Here is a 15,557-nt window from a genome sequence, read left to right as displayed (position 1 = left end):
CTACTCCGGCAGGTAGAGGCAGAACGGATGGCCGGCCGGGTCGAGGTGCACCCGGACGTGCTCCTGCGGCTGGAACGCGGCCGGCGTGGCGCCCAGCGACTGGGCGAACGCGCTGGCCGCGTCCAGGTCGTCGACGGCGATGTCCAGGTGCGCCTGCATCCGCGGGTCACCGGGACCCGCGGGCCAGACCGGCGGCACGTGGCCTGGCTCCCGCTGGAAGGACAACCCCGAACCGCCGGGCACCAGGGTCGCCCACTCCGGGCCGTCCTCGCCGATCGGCCAGCCCAGCAGTTCGCTGTAGAAGCGCGCCAGCCCACGCGGGTCGGGAGTGTCGAGCACGGTGGCGGTCAACGTCATCGGCGGGCGATCGGGCACAGGGGCTCCTGGAGGTCGGCGGTGCGCCTGAACGTAACGCCGTGCGCGCTTCCCGTGGCGATACCTCACCGCTAAGGTTTCTCGGCATGAGCGGGCGCCGGGTACGCATCGGGATCGACACCGGAGGCACGTTCACCGACGTCGTCGCCGTCGACGAGGAGACCGGTGAGGTCGCCACGACCAAGACGCCGTCCACCCCGGCCGACCCGGCCGAGGGGTTCCTCGCCGGCGTGCAGAAGGTGCTCGGCCAGCTCGGCCTGGACGGCACGGCGGTCACCGCGGTCAGCCACGGGACGACGGTCGCCACCAACCAGCTGCTCGAGGGAAAGCTGGACCGGATCGGCTTCATCACCACCGAGGGCTACGAGTCGGTGCTGGAGATCGCCCGGCAGTCGGTGCCCGACGGCTACGGCAACAGCTACTTCTGGGTCAAGCCGCCGCGGATCGTCCCGGCCGACCTGGTCCGCACGGTGCGCGGCCGGCTCGACGTCACCGGCGCCGAGGTGCGGCCGTTCGACCGGGACGACGCCGTCGCCGCCGCCCGCTTCTTCCGGGACGCCGGCATCACCACCATCGGCGTCTGCTTCCTGCACTCCTACGCGAACGACGCCCACGAGCGGGCGATGCTCGAGGTGCTCCACGTGGAACATCCCGACGCCGTGGTCTCGATCAGCTCGCAGGTGCTGCGGGAGTACCGCGAGTACGAGCGGTCGGTGACCACGCTGGTCGACGCCGCGGTGAAGCCGAGGGTCGGCGCCTACGTCACCAACATCCGCCGTCGGCTCGACGAGATCGCCCCCGGCGTGCCGTTCTACGTGATGAAGAGCAACGGCGGCGTGCTCAGCGCCTCGGAGGTGGTGCACCAGCCGATCACCACGATGCTCTCCGGCCCCGCGGCGGGCGCGCTCGGCGCGGCCCTGATCGCCGGCACCGCCGGGTTCGACCGGGTGCTCACCTGCGACGGCGGGGGCACCTCCACCGACGTCACCGTGGTGATCGACGGCGAGCCGACGCTGACCACCGAGGGCTCGGTCGGCGACTACCCGTCCAAGATCCCGATGATCGACGTGGTCACCGTCGGCGCCGGGGGTGGCTCGATCGCGTGGCTGTCACCCGAGGGCACACTGAAGGTGGGGCCGAGGTCGGCCGGCGCCGACCCCGGGCCGATCTGCTACGGCAACGGCGGTGAGCAGCCGACCGTCACCGACGCGCACGTCGTCCTCGGCCGGATCCCCCCGCACCTGCTCGGTGGCGAGATCCCGCTGTCGGTCGACGCCGCGCGGGCCGGCCTCGAGGAGCTGGGCGGGAAGCTGGGGCTGTCGGTCGAGCGGGCCGCCACCGGGATCCTGGAGATCTCGGCGTGGAACCAGGCCAACGCGCTGCGCCAGGTCACCGTCGCTCGCGGCCTCGACGTCCGCGACTTCACCCTCACCACCTTCGGCGGCTCCGGGTCGCTGCTGGCCTGCCGCCTGATGGACGTGCTCGGCCTGCCGCGCACCCTGGTGCCACCGAACCCGGGCAACGTCAGCGCCTTCGGACTGCTCACCGTCGACGTGCGCAACGACTACGTGCAGACGATGGTCGCCCGGCACACCGACCTGCGGCCGGACGCCGTGGCCGAGGCGTTCGCCGCGCTGGAGGACCAGGCCGCACAGGCGCTGGACGGCGAGGGCTTCCCCCGCGACCAGCAGCGCATGCAGCGCACCGCCGACCTGCGGTACGTCGGCCAGGCCTTCGAGGTCCGCGTCCCGGTGGGCGACGGCGTGCTGGACGCCGCCGCGCTGACCGAGGTGGCCACCGCCTTCCACGCCGCCCACCGGCAGCTGTACGGCTACGACTTCGCCGCCGACCCGCGGCAGGCCGTGGAGTGGGTGAACCTGCGGGTCAGCGGGATCGGCCCGATCCGCCGTCCGGAGATCGTCGAGCCGGCGCCGTCCAGTGGCGACTCCCGCCGGGGCACCCGGCGGGTGTTCTTCGACGAGTGGGTCGAGGCACCGCTGCACTGGCGGCCGGACCTCTCCCCCGGCGACGTCGTGGCCGGCCCCGCCGTGATCGAGGAGTTCGGCTCCACCGTCCCCGTGCACCCCGGCTTCTCCGCCACCGTCGACCGCTTCGGCAACCTGCTGCTCACGAAGGAGACCACCCGATGAGCAAGCCCATCGCCGACCCGGTGCTGGTCGAGATCGTCGCCGGCACGCTGGCCGCGATCGAGAAGGAGGTCGAGACCTCGATCGGCCGGACGTCGCGGTCGCCGATGATCCGCGACGCGCACGACTTCCGGGCCGGCATCCACGACCGGCAGCTGCGCAAGCTCACCGGCCGCTCGTACTCCGCACTGGTGCAGCCCGTGGTCCGCGACCACCCGGTCGACACGATGAACCCCGGCGACGTCTTCTTCCACAACGACGTCTACCTCTCCGAGGGCGGGATCGGCCACCTGCCCGACCTGTGCGTCACGGTGCCGGTCTTCGCCGACGTCGACGGGTCCCCGACCGTGGTGGCCTTCGTCCAGGCGTTCGGCCACCACGACGACATCGGCGGCGCGGTGCCCGGCTCCATGCCGAGCGCGGCGACCAGCGTGTTCGAGGAGGGCCTGATGGTCCCCCCGATCAAGCTGTGGGACCGCGGCGTGCGCAACGACGCCGCGCTGACGATCATGACCCGCAACTCGCGGATGCCCGACTCGCTCGCCGCCGACCTGGACGCCGAGTGCTCGGCCTGCCTGGCGGGCGCGCGCCGCCTCGGCGAGCTGTTCGACCGGTACGGGGTGGCCGCGGTGGAGGCCTGCTTCGAGTCGATCCTGTCCAGCTCCACCGAGGTCTACCGCCGCGAGATCCTGTCCCAGATCCCCGACGGCAGCTACGTCTGGGAGGACTACGCCGAGCACGACGGCGTCGAGGAGCCGCAGCTGCACCGGCAGCGGATCACGCTGACCATGGACTCCACCAAGGACGTCCCGCTGGTCATCGACTTCACCGGCACGGGCCCGCAGGCCAAGGGCCCGATCAACCACTGCGGCGACTACGCCGACGGCAACTTCCTCAAGAAGTGGCTCGCGCCGATCCTGCGCAACCTCGCGGAGACCCCCGAGCGGATGGCCGAGCTCGACGTCAACGAGGGCGTCGTGCCGCTGATCGAGATGCGCTTCCCGGAGAAGGGCACCCTGCTCACCCCGATCTTCCCGGCGCCCACCAACGCCCGGACGTTCGTCATCCTGCGCCTGCTCGGCGTGCTCGCCGGGGTGCTGGCCAAGGCGACCGGCGGCCGGATGCCCGCCGACCAGGAGACGATCCGGTACACCGGCGTCTACGGCACCGACGCCAACGGCGAGCCGTACCTCATGCGCGAGGTGCTCGGCGGCGGCTCGGGCGGGCGGTACTACGCCGACGGTGAGGACACCATCCACGTCGTCCCGGACTCCCGGAACCTGCCGACGGAGTTCACCGAGTCGCGCTTCCCGCTGCGGATCGAGCGGCTCGCGCTGGCGAAGGACTCCGGCGGCCCCGGGCGGTACCGCGGTGGCTGCGGCTACGAGAAGGACATCCGGGTCCTCCGCGACGCGCACTTCATGTCCATCGCCGACCGGTCGATCCTGTCCTGCTGGGGCGTCAACGGCGGCAAGGCCGGGCGGCCGTTCTCCATCACCGTCGACCCGGACGGCCCCGACGAGCACGAGGTCGATGCGCTCGCCGACGCCGAGCCGCTCAAGGCCGGCACGGTCGTCCGGGTGCGGACGACGGGCGGCGGCGGCTGGGGCGACCCGCTGGACCGCCCGGTCGCGGAAGTGCTGCGCGACATCGCGTGGCGGAAGGTCAGCGTCGAGGGCGCGCGCCGCGACTACGGGGTCGTCGTCCGGGAGGACGGCAGTGCCGACGAGCCCGCCACCGGGGAGCTGCGCGCCTCGATGCGGGCGGACCGCCCGGAGACCGAGCCGTTCTTCGACCGCGGTCCGGGCTACGCGCTGCTCTCCGGCGGTGCGGCCTACAACGAGCTCGACCTGCTGTAGCGGGAGGCCCGACGGCAGCGAGGTCTCAGGTCAGGTGCCGAGGTCGGTGCTGCCGGACGGCGGCTTGACGCTCTCACCGTCCTGCTCCTGGTCTCCCCGGTTGGCCGGCTCGGGGGTGCTGCGCGGGTCGTCGCCGCTGTCCGCGACGGACTCGGGGACGAGCGGCGTCTCGCGGAGGACGTTCTCGCGTGCCTGGTCCCGGTCGGTGCCCGGCACGTCGGCGTCTGGGATCTCGGTCATCGTGACCTCCTGTCGGGGCCCCGCACCTACCCGGCAGCCGCGCGGCGAACCCGCCACCACCGCCGTCGGGCAACCGGTGCCGGTCCGGGCGCCGGCTCGGGGTCGGCCGCCGGCTCCGGGTGCGCGGCCCGCCAGCGGGCCAGCTCGGCCTCGACGTCGGCCATCCCGACCGGGACCCAGACGCCCTCGACGGGACGGCGGTAGTACTGGTCGACCCGGGCGTTGTGCGCCTCGACGACGGCGCGGGCCGCGGCCTCGGAGGTCTGCCGGGCCACCAGGGCCGGCAGCTGCTCCCGCTCCTTGCGCAGCGCGAACCCGGTCGGCAGCATCCCGGCGACCAGCGTCCCGGCGTCGCCGTCCTCCCGGCGGGCCCAGGCCAGCGCCCAGTCGTAGGCGGTCTCCTCACGATCCCGGCGGGGCAGCGGCTTGCCGGCGGGACCGAGGTCGTCGAACGCACCGTCGGCGCGCGCACGGTCGATCTGCCGCTCCACCCAGGTGTCGAAGGACATCCCCTCGGGCTTCCGCTCCGTCACTCCGCCTCCTCGGTCCCCGGCTCGCCTCCGACGATACGAGGGGTCGCGGGCATGAAGCGGGGCGTGACCGGGCACAGCCCGGCCATGGACGAGACCGCTCCCGGCACCGCCGCCCCGAGCCCCGACCCCGAGAGCACCGGCACCTCGGGCAGCGCCGAGCCGCCCGGCGAGGGCGTGCAGGTCACCATCGCCCAGCCGGACGAGACGACGGCGCAGATCCGGGTGGCCGGCGAGCTCACCGAGGAGAGCCGCCGCCCGCTGGTGCGCGCGATGACCGACCTGATGCTGAACTCGTCGTCGCTGGACCGCGTCGAGCTGGAGCTCTGCGACGTCACCTTCATGAACTCCGCCGGCATGTCGATCCTGGTCCAGCTGGAGCGGATGGCCGAGCCCCGTGGCATCGAGCTCCCCCTGGTGGTCGACTCCGGCACGGTCGCCCGGCCGCTGCAGGTGTCCGGCCTCTGGCGGCGGTTCACCATCATCGACCGGCGCGAGGGCTCACCGCCGACCACGCACGAGGGCATGCCACCCGGCACCGACCACCGCTGACCGGCGGCCCCGTCCAGAGGCTCGCGCCGAGCGTGCGAGGCGTGCGGGGGACGGGGTCCTTCATCAGCTGGCGTCGGGCGTCGCTCCCGGTACGCGGCCCAGCGAGACCAGCCAGCGGCGCAGCAGCCCGGCCAGCTGGGCGGTCTCCTCGGCGGTCAGCCCGGCGAGCATCCCCCGCTCGGTCTCCAGGTGGTCGGGCAGGGCGCCGTCCAGCGCGCTGCGGCCGGCCTCGGTGAGCGTGACGACGACGGCGCGCCCGTCGGCCTCGCTGCGCCCGCGGGTGATCAGCCCCTTCTCCTCGAGCCGGTCCAGCCGCTGGGTGATCGCCCCGGAGGTGACCAGCGCGGTGCGCATGAGCGCGGTCGGCGTGAGCTGGTAGGGCTGCCCGGCCCGGCGCAGGGCGGCCAGCACGTCGAAGGACGGCGCGTCCAGGCCGTGCCGGGCGAACGTGGCCCGCTGGGCGAGGAACACCTCCCGCTGCAGCTGGGTCACCCGGCCGATGACGCCCATCGGCGAGCAGTCCAGGTCGGGCCGCTCGCGCGCCCACTGGGCGAGGATCACGTCCATCGCGTCGCCCTCGGTGCGGTCGGGCCGCGCTCGGTCGGGTCCGACCCGGTCCGGCGCGGTCACGCCGGCTCGTCGTCCGGGAGGACCTCGACGGGCAGGTCGAGGTCGGCGAGGTGCTCCGCGTAGCTGCGCGGCGGGCGGCCCAGCAGGTCGGTGAGCACCCGCGGGCTGCCGGTGAACCCGTGGGCCCGGTAGTGGTCGAACATCGTCCGGCGGCAGCGGGCGGCGTAGGCGGTGGGCACCTCCCCGCCGGGGACGACGTCCTCGGCGACGATCTCCCGGCCCACCCGCGCGCTGAGCAGCTCGGCGATCCGCGGGGCGGTGAGCGGCTCGGGCCCGGCCGCCTCGAAGGTGCCGCCGTCCAGCCCGTCCGCGGTCAGCAGCACGGCCGCCGCGTCGGCGACGTCGCGCAGGTCGACCAGTGACTGCCCGGTCCGCAGGCCCCAGAGGCTGCGCAGCTCACCCCGGGCGACGACCTCCGGCAGCTCGTCGTCGAGGTTGTCGGCGTAGGCGCAGGGCTGCAGCACCCGCCAGGAGGCCAGCCCGCTGGCGTCCAGCGCCTCCTCGGCGAGGTCCTTGGCCGCGTGGTGCGGCATGGTGCGCAGCTGCGGGCGGAGCACCGAGTGGTAGACCAGCCGGGGCAGGCCGGCGCGGCGGGCCTCGCGGAAGAGCGCGGGCGCGCCCTCGGCCTCGTCCGGGTCGAAGTTGGGCCAGATGAGGTACATGGCGTCGGCGCCCGCGAGCACCCGCGACCAGGGCAGCGGCTGGGTCAGCTCGGCGCGCACCACCTCGGCGCCCAGGTCGGTCAGCTCCGGGCGGGGTCCTGGGCGGGACACCACGGCGCGCACCGCCTCGCCGCGCTCCCGGAGAGCACGGACCACGGCGGTCCCGGTCCGTCCGCCGGCTGCGGTCACCACGATCACACCGACACCTTAGGTCTGAGAGACCGTCCCGTCCGGTTCGCCACGGACGCGGGAGCGCCGGGCGGAGGGTTCAGCGGGTGGGCGCGCTCAGCCGCACCGTGAGCCCGTGCGGGCCGCCGATCAGGTCGACGTGCTCCCACAGCTTGCGGGCCAGCCACAGCCCCATGCCGCCGTGGGAGAGGTCGTCGCCGTGGGCGGGCACGAAGCCGGCCAGCGGGTCGGCGAAGTCCGTGCCGCGGTCGGTGATGGTGCAGACCACCCAGCCGGGCTCGGCCCAGACCCGGGCAGAGACCGGGGGGGTGCCGTGCCGGAAGGCGTTCGCGGCGATCTCGCTGACCGCCAGGTGCATGTCCTCGCAGCGGTCCCGGTCGGGGACGTACCGGGCCAGCACGTCGGCCAGCTGGTGCCGCAGCCCGGCCAGGGTGGGGGCGTCGTCGACGGCGAAGACGGGGGGCCCGGCCTCCATCGCCTCGCGGGGCAGCGGGAGCTCGGCCAGGTAGCTGGCGGGCGCCCGGTAGTCCGGGTTCGCGGTGGGGGCGCCGTCGACGAGCAGGAAGGGGTGGGTGGCCCGGGCGCTGTCGACCGCCGCGGCGGGCAGCAGGCGCTCGTCGTAGGGGCACAGCGCCGACATCCGGGTGCCGGCCAGCAGCTCGTTGACCACCGACTCGTAGCGCTGGGCCTCCCGCCAGTCGCGCGGGGTGGACCCGAACTCAGGGTGGCCGAAGACCCGCAGCCGGCCGGAGCGGGAGCTCGAGGCGCGGTCGAGCAGCCGCCGGGTGGTGGTGATCGCGTCGGGCCCCCGTGCACCGCGCAGGGACATCCGCGGCTCGCGGACCACGGCCGCCCCGGCGCTGCCCAGTTCCTCGACCAGCAGCTGGGCGGTCTCCTCCGGGCAGGTCAGCACGACCAGGTCACCGGCGACGAGGCCGGCGTCCAGCCAGGGCAGGGCGGCCGCGAGGAGGTCCTCCTGGGACCGCAGCACCACGGCCACGTGCCCGACCTGCCCGGAGCGACCCCTGCCGGGCGCGCGCCCGGTGCCCGGGCCGCCGGGGTCCACCTGCGCGCGCTGGAGAGCGCGCGCGGGGGAACCGCCGATCGTGGGCATCGCACCTCTCCGGACGAGCTGGGGACTCAGGGACACAGCGAACTGGTGGCATTCTCAAACACCCATCCCAGTTCTCGGCAACCGCCCCCGGCGACCGGAGGCCTCCGATCGGGTGACCCGCCCCTCACCTGGCCTCCTGCCACGGCGGTCACTGACCGTGCGCGGCTCGTCGGCGTGTCGCCGCGCCGGCAGCGGCCGGCTCAGCTCCGGAAGCCCTCGATCGACCTCATCAGCTCCTGCGACATCCGCACCAGGTCGTCGGTGGCGGCCTGCATCCCGCCGACACCGGCCGAGGTCTGCTGGGCACCCTGCGCGACCTCGCCGACGGTGGCCGCGATCGACCGGCCGCCCTGGGCGGCGTCCCCGATGGCCCGGGTCATCTCGTTCGTCGTCGCGGTCTGCTCCTCCACCGCGCTGGCGATCGTCGTCTGGTAGTCGTGGATGGCGGCGATGACCTCACCGATGCGGCCGATCGCGGCCACCGCACCCGACGTGTCGCCCTGGATCGCCTCCACCCGGCGCGCGATGTCCTCGGTCGCCTTCGCCGTCTCCTGCGCCAGCTCCTTCACCTCGTTCGCCACCACCGCGAACCCCTTGCCCGCCTCCCCGGCCCGCGCCGCCTCGATCGTGGCGTTCAGCGCCAGCAGGTTGGTCTGCTCCGCGATCGAGGTGATCACCTTGACCACGTCGCCGATCTCCTTCGAGCTGTCCCCGAGCTTGGTGACCGTGCCGTTGGCGCTCTCGGCGGCCTGCACGGCCTCGCCGGCCACCCGGGCCGCCTCGGCGGCGTTGTGCGCGATCTCGCGGATGGAGGCGCCCATCTCCTCCGCCCCCGCGGCGACGGCGTCGATCGCCGTGCTGACCTCCCGGGCGGCCACGGTGACGCTCTCGGCCTGGCCGGTGGAGCGGGTCGCGGCCCCGGCGATGCCCTCGCCCGTCTCGGACAGGGTGCGGGCGGACTCCTCCAGGCGGGTGGAGGCGCTGCCCACCTCGGTCACCACGTCGGCCACCCGGCCCAGCGTCGTGTTGAGCGCCTCGGAGAGCTGGTCGAGCTCGTTGCGCCCGTCCCCGGAGTCCAGCCGCCGGGCCAGGTCGCCGGTGGCGAGCACGTCGGTCATCCGGCGCAGCGGGCTGGTGATGCTGCGCGAGATCAGCAGCGAGAGCAGCGCGATGACCAGCAGGACGGGCGCGGCCCACAGCGCCATGTGCATCAGCTCGCCGCGGAAGGCGCCGTTGAGGTCGGCGACGTAGATGCCCGATCCGACGATCCAGCCCCAGCGCTCGTAGCCGGCGACGTAGGAGATCTTCGGCTGCGGGGTCTCCTCGCCCGGCTTGGGCCACAGGTACTCGACGAACCCGCTGCCGTCCCGCTCGACGACGTCGGCCATCTCGACGAACAGCTTCTTGCCGGTCGGGTCCTCGGACGCGGACAGGTCGGTGCCGTCCAGCTCCGGCTTGATCGGGTGCATGATCATCGCCGGGCTGCCGTCCTGGACCCAGAAGTACTCCGCGCCGGAGTAGCGCAGCCCCCGGACGGTGTCGCTGGCGGCCTGCTGGGCGGCGGCGGTGGTCATCGCGCCCGACGCCTCCTGCTCACCGAAGTGGGCGAGCACCCCGAGCACGGACTCCACCGCGGCCTGCGCCTTGTTGCGCTGCTCGTCCTCGATCGTCGTCCGCACCTGCAGCGCTCCGATCACCGCGATGGTGGCCATGCCGACCACCGTCACCACGACCAGCGCCCACAGTCGCGTGCTGACCCGCACTGCACGCAGGCGTGCACCCATGTCCTGCTCCCGTCCTCCGGCGCACCGGCGCCCCTCGCTGCGACGGCCCGGTGAGGGTCGCCCCACCGACGGTCTCGGCCGCTGCCGGACGGAGTTGAGCCGAGATGTGATCTTCATCTCGGGGTGCACCACCCGGTCGCACACCACGAAAGCCCACGTCAGCGGCTCGACCCGGTTCCGGCACAGCAGCGGACCCGCGTCGGCTTGCGGTGCGCCCGGACGCGGCTGGGAGCATGGCCGGGTGAGCGACCAGCGGGAGACGCTGACCTACGAGGACTTCGGCCGGGCGGCGCGCGAGCTCGCCCAGCAGATCGCCGACGACGGCTTCGAGCCCGACATCATCCTGTCCATCGCCCGCGGCGGCCTCTTCCTCGGCGGGGCGCTGGGCTACGCGCTGGACGTGAAGAACCTCTTCGTGATGAACGTGGAGTTCTACACCGGCGTCGACCAGCGGCTGGAGCTGCCGGTGGTGCTGCCGCCGACGCTCGACGTCGTCGACCTGACCGGAGCGCGGGTGCTGATCGCCGACGACGTCGCCGACACCGGCAAGACCCTCGAGCTGGTCCAGGAGTTCTGCGCCGGGCACGTCTCCGCCGTCCGGACGGCGGTCGTCTACGAGAAGCCCCGGTCACTGGTCCACTGCGACTACGTGTGGAAGCGGACCGACGACTGGATCGACTTCCCCTGGTCCACGCTGCCGCCCGTGGTGAGCCGCGGCGGGGCCGGGCACTGACCGCTGGGTCCACCGTGCTCAGGAACGGGTGGACCGTCTCCGGTGGGCGAGCACCCGCCCCCACGACCAGACCGTGTCGATGACCAGCACGTACGTCCAGATCCGGTCGACGTTCAGCAGCCAGTGCCCGCTGGAGTTCCAGTACCAGTCGAGCGGCCACGGCCCACCGAACAGCGCCTCGTAGGGCCAGCTGTGGCCGCTGACGGCCAGGGGCACCTGCGCGACGACCCACACGGTCGCGTGCACCGCCCAGCCCCGCAGCGTGGGCGGGCGCCGGTCCCGCGGAGCGGCCCGGGGCCGACCGGGTCTGGCACCGGCCGGTCGCTGCGGCCTGGCAGGTGCGGCGGCGGGGGGTGGCCGGTCCGCGGTGCCGGCCCGGCGGAGGGCCAGTGGCATGAGGCCGGCCGCCAGGAGGAGCACGGCGGCCGCGGCGAGGCAGGCGACCTGCCAGCGCGCCCCGGACCCGTACAGCCAGCCGGCGGCGAGGAAGCCCCCCGTGCCGCCCAGCAGCGCCGCGCTCTCGTAGCGCGCCAGCCCCTGCCCCAGCCGGCCGCCGGCGACCTCCGCGACGACGGCCTGCTGCACCGGGATCACCGCCGCGAAGCCCACCGCAGCGAGCACCCAGACCCCGGCGATGACCACCGGGTTCGGTGCGGCGGACAGGGCTGCCGCGAACGCCGCGCTGCCGACCAGACCCGCCATCACCACCCGCCGGCGCCCGAGCCGGGTCACGACGCCGTGCAGCAGTTCAGGGATGGTGCTGTAGACGATGAAGCCGGGGAGGAAGACCGACGCGATGGCGCCCAGCTCGAGGTCGAACCCCCGTTGCAGGTGGAGCAGGAGCAGCAGGGCGACCCCGCTCTCGGCCGTCGTCGTGACGACGACCAGGGCCAGCAGCGGGGTCATCCGGCGGCGGTCGACGCGGGACAGCCCGGCGGAGCCGGGGCGGGAGGCCGTGCCGGCCGGGCTGACGAGCAGGACGACCCCCGCAGCCGCGCAGGCCGCCGCACCGACCGCGAAGACGCCGCGGTAGTCGATGCTCGCGATGGCGGTCAGGGCGACGACGAAGGCGATCCAGGTCCCGGTGCCCTCGGCGGCGAACAGCCGACTGAAGGCCGCGCTGTCCCCCGCGAGCCGCTCGCCCACCCGGGCCCGCAGCGCGACCCAGAACAGCGCGCCACCCACGCCACCGACCACGGCCGCCCCCAGAGCGGTCGCCAGGTTCCCGGCGACCGCGTAGCCGGCGAGCGAGACGGCCACCAGGAACGCGCCCACGGCGGCCTGACGTGCACGGTCGTACCGGTCCGCCAGGCGCCCCGCCCACGGGCGGGCGACGAAGGCCACCGACGTCTCGGTCGCCAGCAGGACGCCGATCTCGCCAGGCCCCAGGCCCAGCGCGACCCCGGCCCAGAGCGGCAGGAGGAAGTCCAGGACCTCGACCGGCCCCTGCACGAGGCCGGCGGCCACGGTCTCCGCCACCCGCCCACGGGCGGCGGGGGGTTGCTGCTGCGGACCACCCCGCGGGCTCCGCCCCGTGGAGGAGCCTCCCTCCGTCACGGCAGCGGCGTCGGAGGGGTGAGTTCCCGGGTCGGTCACGTCTCACGTCCCCCATCGCGTGCACTCCACCGTCGCCCCGGAGGATCGAGCCGGTCGTCGCGGCCAGCCAGTGCGAGGACAGGATGCACACGGCCCGGGTCACCGTCGAGGGGTCGGACGCGTTCCGGCCCCACGGGGTCCCAGGTCACGCGCCAGATGACGGGTGCGTCAGCGGCGGGTGCTGGCCGTGACCGTGAACGTGGGGTCGCGCGTCACCTGACGGGTGGGGCCGACGATCCGCTGCAGCGCCGCGCGGTGGGGCAGGTGCGAGTTGAAGACGCACCACAGCTCCCCACCGGGGCGCAGCACCCGGGCGGCGCCGGCGAACAGCCGCTCGGCGGCGGTCTCGGCGACCGTCGTCCCGAGGTGGAACGGCGGGTTGCAGACCACCAGGTCCACGCTCGCGTCGGCCAGGCCCGCGGCGGCGTCGTCCCGGCGGACGTCGATGCGATCGGCCAGGTCGTTGGCGGCGGCGGTCGCCGCGGCCGACGCGCAGGCGGCGGCCGACTGGTCCGACGCGAGCACCGCCAGCCCCGGCCGCGACCGGGCCAGCTGCGCGGCCAGCACGCCGGTGCCGCAGCCCAGGTCGAGCGCCGTGCGTGCCTCTGGGACGGCGTCGGGCAGCACCCGCACCAGCGCGCGGGTGCCGCGGTCGACCTTGGCGCCGGCGAAGGCGGCGCCGTGGGCGCAGACGGTGAGGCCCAGCTCGTCGTCCTCCCGGCACCGCGGGAAGGTGTGCTCGACCGGCCGCGGGCCCCGGGCCACCAGCACCCGGGACTTCTGCCGGGCCAGGGTCGCGGAGACGTCGGTGAAGGCCAGCCCCAGGACGTCGTTCATCGCATGGGTCATGTGCTTGACCCGGGCACCGACGTACAGCGTCACGTCCGGGTCGGCGTCCGCGGCCACCACCTCGGCGAGCTCCCGCAGCGCGTGCAGGCTCTTCGGCGCCCGGGCCAGCACGACCCGTGCACCACGCACGAGCTCCGGGCCGAGGGGCCGGGCGTCGTGGGAGCCGGCGAGCCCGACCCGCTCGGCGTTGCGCGCCAGCGCGAGCTCACCGACCAGCGCGTCCTGGTGCACCCGCGGCCTGGTCACCCCGTGCAGTGCGACGGCGCCGAGGGTCAGCGCGCCGTACGCGTCGTCGAGGACGGCGACGCCCTCGGGGTGCGCGCGGAGGTCGGCGGCGGCCTCGTCGAGCAGCAGCCGGTCGGTGGCGTCCACGGCGACCAGGTCGGGGGCGTCCACGTCGGGGTCCCGGCGCAGCTGGGCGAAGAGTTCGGCCGGGTCCATGCCGCCCACTCTGCCCGGCGGTGCCGAGCCCGGTGGCACCGCCCCGTACGCCTGATCGGGTGATCTCGTTCCGGAAGTCGGCCGCGGGTGCCGATGTGCCTACTGCCGACCGTGGACCCACGGCGGCTGCGGACCACGCCCCCGGAGACCTCATGCCACTGCTCGGTGCCCAGTGGTTCGCCGACCGTCCCGTGCGGATCAAGGTGCTGGCCTCCACGGCCGCCGCCGGCGTCGTCGCCGCGGTGATCGGCGGCCTCGGCCTGACCGCGCTCGCCGACTCGGCGGCGACCAGCGAGGCCATCTACGCCGACAACGTCCTCAGCATCGAGGAGATCGGCCTGATGATCGACGACGTCGAGCAGATCAGGCTGGCGATCGGTGCCGCGACCGCCGTCGACACCCACGCCCCGCCGCTGTCCGACGTGCACACGCTGGTCGCCGACTACCAGACGCAGGTGAGCGCCTACGCCGCCAACCACCCGTCCGGGCACGAGCACGACCTGGTCGCCGAGGCGACCGACGACCTCGCGCAGATCGACACCCTGACCAGCACGATCCTGATGCCCGCCGCCTCGGCGGGCGTGACCACCGCCGTGCCCCCGGGCGCCGAGGACGTCGAGCCACTGCTGACCGAGGTGATCGAGGACCTCGACGAGCTCCGGGCCATCGACACCCGGGAGGCCGCTGTGGCCGCGGCCAACGCGCGGGCCTCCTACGAGCACCACCGGACGGTCGCCCTCGTCGTGCTGGGCGTGGGGCTGGCGGTCGCGGTGGGCATCGGCCTGCTGGTGGCGTCGGTCATCACCCGCGGCATCCGATCGGTCCAGCACGTGGCCGAGGGGCTGGCCCAGGGCGACCTGACCCGCAGCACCGGGCTGCGCAGCAAGGACGAGCTGGGCCGGATGAGCGCCGCGCTGGACCAGGCCACCGCGTCGATGCGGGGGGCGATGTCCGAGGTGGTCGGCTCGGCCGACGCGGTCGCCGCGGCGGCCGAGGAGCTCTCGGCCTCCACCACGCAGATCGCCGCCGCCGCCGAGGAGGCGAGCGCCCAGTCGCTGGTGGTGAGCTCGGCCGCCGAGGAGGTGTCCCGCAGCGTCGGGACCGTCTCCGCCGGTGCGGAGGAGATGGGCGCGTCGATCCGGGAGATCTCGCTGAGCGCCAACGCCGCGGCCGGGGTCGCCGCCCAGGCGGTGGCCCAGGCGCAGGAGGCGACCGCGACCGTCACCGCCCTCGGCGAGTCGAGCCGCGAGGTGACCGCCGTCGTCAAGCTGATCACCTCGATCGCCGAGCAGACCAACCTGCTGGCGCTGAACGCCACGATCGAGGCCGCCCGGGCCGGGGAGGCCGGCAAGGGCTTCGCCGTGGTGGCCGGGGAGGTCAAGGAGCTGGCCGAGCAGACCGCCCGGGCCACCGAGGAGATCGTGCGCCGGGTGGAGGCGATCCAGGCCGACTCCTCGGGTGCCGTCACGGTGATCGACCGGATCAGCGGCGTCATCAGCCAGATCAGCGACCACCAGACGACGATCGCCAGCGCGGTCGAGGAGCAGACCGCGACCACCGCGGAGATGGCCCGGTCGGTCACCGAGGCGGCCGGCGGGTCGAACGAGATCGCCGCGAACATCACCGGCGTCTCCCAGGCGGCGGAGTCGACCACCCAGGCGCTGACCCAGACGACGACGGCGGTCGCGGAGCTCTCCCGGATGGCGACCGGCCTGCGCGGCACGGTCAGCCGCTTCACCTACTGACGGCGGGTTCGCCACCGTCCTCGTCAGTGTCGAGACCTGCCTCGATGAGACCAGCTGGCGACCTCGCCTGACGGCTCCTCATCGGCATCGTGCTGGCCCAACGCCGTCCCA

General features: G+C 74.3%; 14 protein-coding genes. 5 read left to right on the top strand and 9 right to left on the bottom strand.

Translation table 11 applies throughout. From position 1 onward, the window contains the following. Complete coding sequence (locus ACI795_RS05245; RefSeq protein ID WP_457074163.1) at positions 1-357, bottom strand: VOC family protein; 357 nt, start codon at positions 355-357, stop codon at positions 1-3. A gap of 104 nt (positions 358-461) precedes the next feature. Here ACI795_RS05245 and ACI795_RS05240 point away from each other — a divergent pair, with 104 nt between their 5' ends. Both ACI795_RS05240 and ACI795_RS05235 read left to right on the top strand, forming a co-directional pair. Next, the gene (locus tag ACI795_RS05240) at positions 462-2,525 is read left to right on the top strand and encodes a hydantoinase/oxoprolinase family protein (RefSeq protein ID WP_457074162.1); all 2,064 of its coding nucleotides are present in this window, start codon (positions 462-464) and stop codon (positions 2,523-2,525) included. After that, positions 2,522-4,381 (top strand): hydantoinase B/oxoprolinase family protein, encoded by a 1,860-nt coding sequence (locus tag ACI795_RS05235; protein WP_457074161.1) that lies wholly within the window; start codon positions 2,522-2,524, stop codon positions 4,379-4,381. Before ACI795_RS05240 ends, ACI795_RS05235 begins: the two co-directional genes overlap by 4 nt. 30 nt (positions 4,382-4,411) lie before the next feature. Here ACI795_RS05235 and ACI795_RS05230 read toward each other — a convergent pair whose 3' ends face one another. Next, complete coding sequence (locus tag ACI795_RS05230) at positions 4,412-4,621, bottom strand: hypothetical protein (RefSeq protein WP_457074160.1); 210 nt, start codon at positions 4,619-4,621, stop codon at positions 4,412-4,414. Between the two features lie 26 nt (positions 4,622-4,647). Next, positions 4,648-5,154, bottom strand: a complete 507-nt coding sequence (locus ACI795_RS05225) for a DnaJ family domain-containing protein (RefSeq protein ID WP_457074159.1) — start codon at positions 5,152-5,154, stop codon at positions 4,648-4,650. 63 nt (positions 5,155-5,217) lie between these two features. Here ACI795_RS05225 and ACI795_RS05220 point away from each other — a divergent pair, with 63 nt between their 5' ends. Beyond that, complete coding sequence (locus ACI795_RS05220; RefSeq protein WP_457074158.1) at positions 5,218-5,703, top strand: STAS domain-containing protein; 486 nt, start codon at positions 5,218-5,220, stop codon at positions 5,701-5,703. Positions 5,704-5,766: 63 nt separating this feature from the next. Here the strand turns inward: ACI795_RS05220 and ACI795_RS05215 are convergent, their stop codons facing one another. The 4 genes from ACI795_RS05215 to ACI795_RS05200 form a co-directional block, all read right to left on the bottom strand. Continuing rightward, positions 5,767-6,333, bottom strand: coding sequence for a MarR family winged helix-turn-helix transcriptional regulator (locus tag ACI795_RS05215; RefSeq protein WP_457074157.1), 567 nt, complete (start codon positions 6,331-6,333; stop codon positions 5,767-5,769). Next, positions 6,330-7,193: an SDR family oxidoreductase gene (locus tag ACI795_RS05210; protein WP_457074156.1), complete on the bottom strand. Its 864-nt coding sequence runs from the start codon at positions 7,191-7,193 to the stop codon at positions 6,330-6,332. Before ACI795_RS05210 ends, ACI795_RS05215 begins: the two co-directional genes overlap by 4 nt. A 70-nt stretch (positions 7,194-7,263) precedes the next feature. Then, positions 7,264-8,184: an anti-sigma factor RsbA family regulatory protein gene (locus ACI795_RS05205; protein ID WP_457074155.1), complete on the bottom strand. Its 921-nt coding sequence runs from the start codon at positions 8,182-8,184 to the stop codon at positions 7,264-7,266. Positions 8,185-8,498: 314 nt separating this feature from the next. Continuing rightward, on the bottom strand, positions 8,499-10,082 hold the full coding sequence (locus ACI795_RS05200) for a cache domain-containing protein (RefSeq protein WP_457074154.1): 1,584 nt from the start codon (positions 10,080-10,082) through the stop codon (positions 8,499-8,501). Between the two features lie 241 nt (positions 10,083-10,323). Between ACI795_RS05200 and ACI795_RS05195 the strand changes: the two genes are divergently transcribed. Continuing rightward, positions 10,324-10,815 carry a phosphoribosyltransferase gene (locus tag ACI795_RS05195; protein ID WP_457074153.1) on the top strand — a complete coding sequence of 164 codons (492 nt, stop codon included), beginning with the start codon at positions 10,324-10,326 and terminating at the stop codon, positions 10,813-10,815. Positions 10,816-10,833: 18 nt separating this feature from the next. Here ACI795_RS05195 and ACI795_RS05190 read toward each other — a convergent pair whose 3' ends face one another. Further along, on the bottom strand, positions 10,834-12,294 hold the full coding sequence (locus ACI795_RS05190; protein WP_457074152.1) for an MFS transporter: 1,461 nt from the start codon (positions 12,292-12,294) through the stop codon (positions 10,834-10,836). 285 nt (positions 12,295-12,579) lie between these two features. Beyond that, positions 12,580-13,701 carry a class I SAM-dependent methyltransferase gene (locus ACI795_RS05185; RefSeq protein ID WP_457074151.1) on the bottom strand — a complete coding sequence of 374 codons (1,122 nt, stop codon included), beginning with the start codon at positions 13,699-13,701 and terminating at the stop codon, positions 12,580-12,582. Positions 13,702-13,853: 152 nt separating this feature from the next. On the opposite strand from ACI795_RS05185, the gene ACI795_RS05180 reads away from it, so the two are divergent. Beyond that, positions 13,854-15,446: a methyl-accepting chemotaxis protein gene (locus ACI795_RS05180; RefSeq protein WP_457074150.1), complete on the top strand. Its 1,593-nt coding sequence runs from the start codon at positions 13,854-13,856 to the stop codon at positions 15,444-15,446. Positions 15,447-15,557: the final 111 nt, after the last annotated feature.

This window comes from Modestobacter sp. SYSU DS0290 (genome assembly GCF_054050955.1).
The sequence above is the reverse complement of the archived record's forward strand: the minus strand, read 5'-3'. Positions and strand labels throughout refer to the sequence as shown.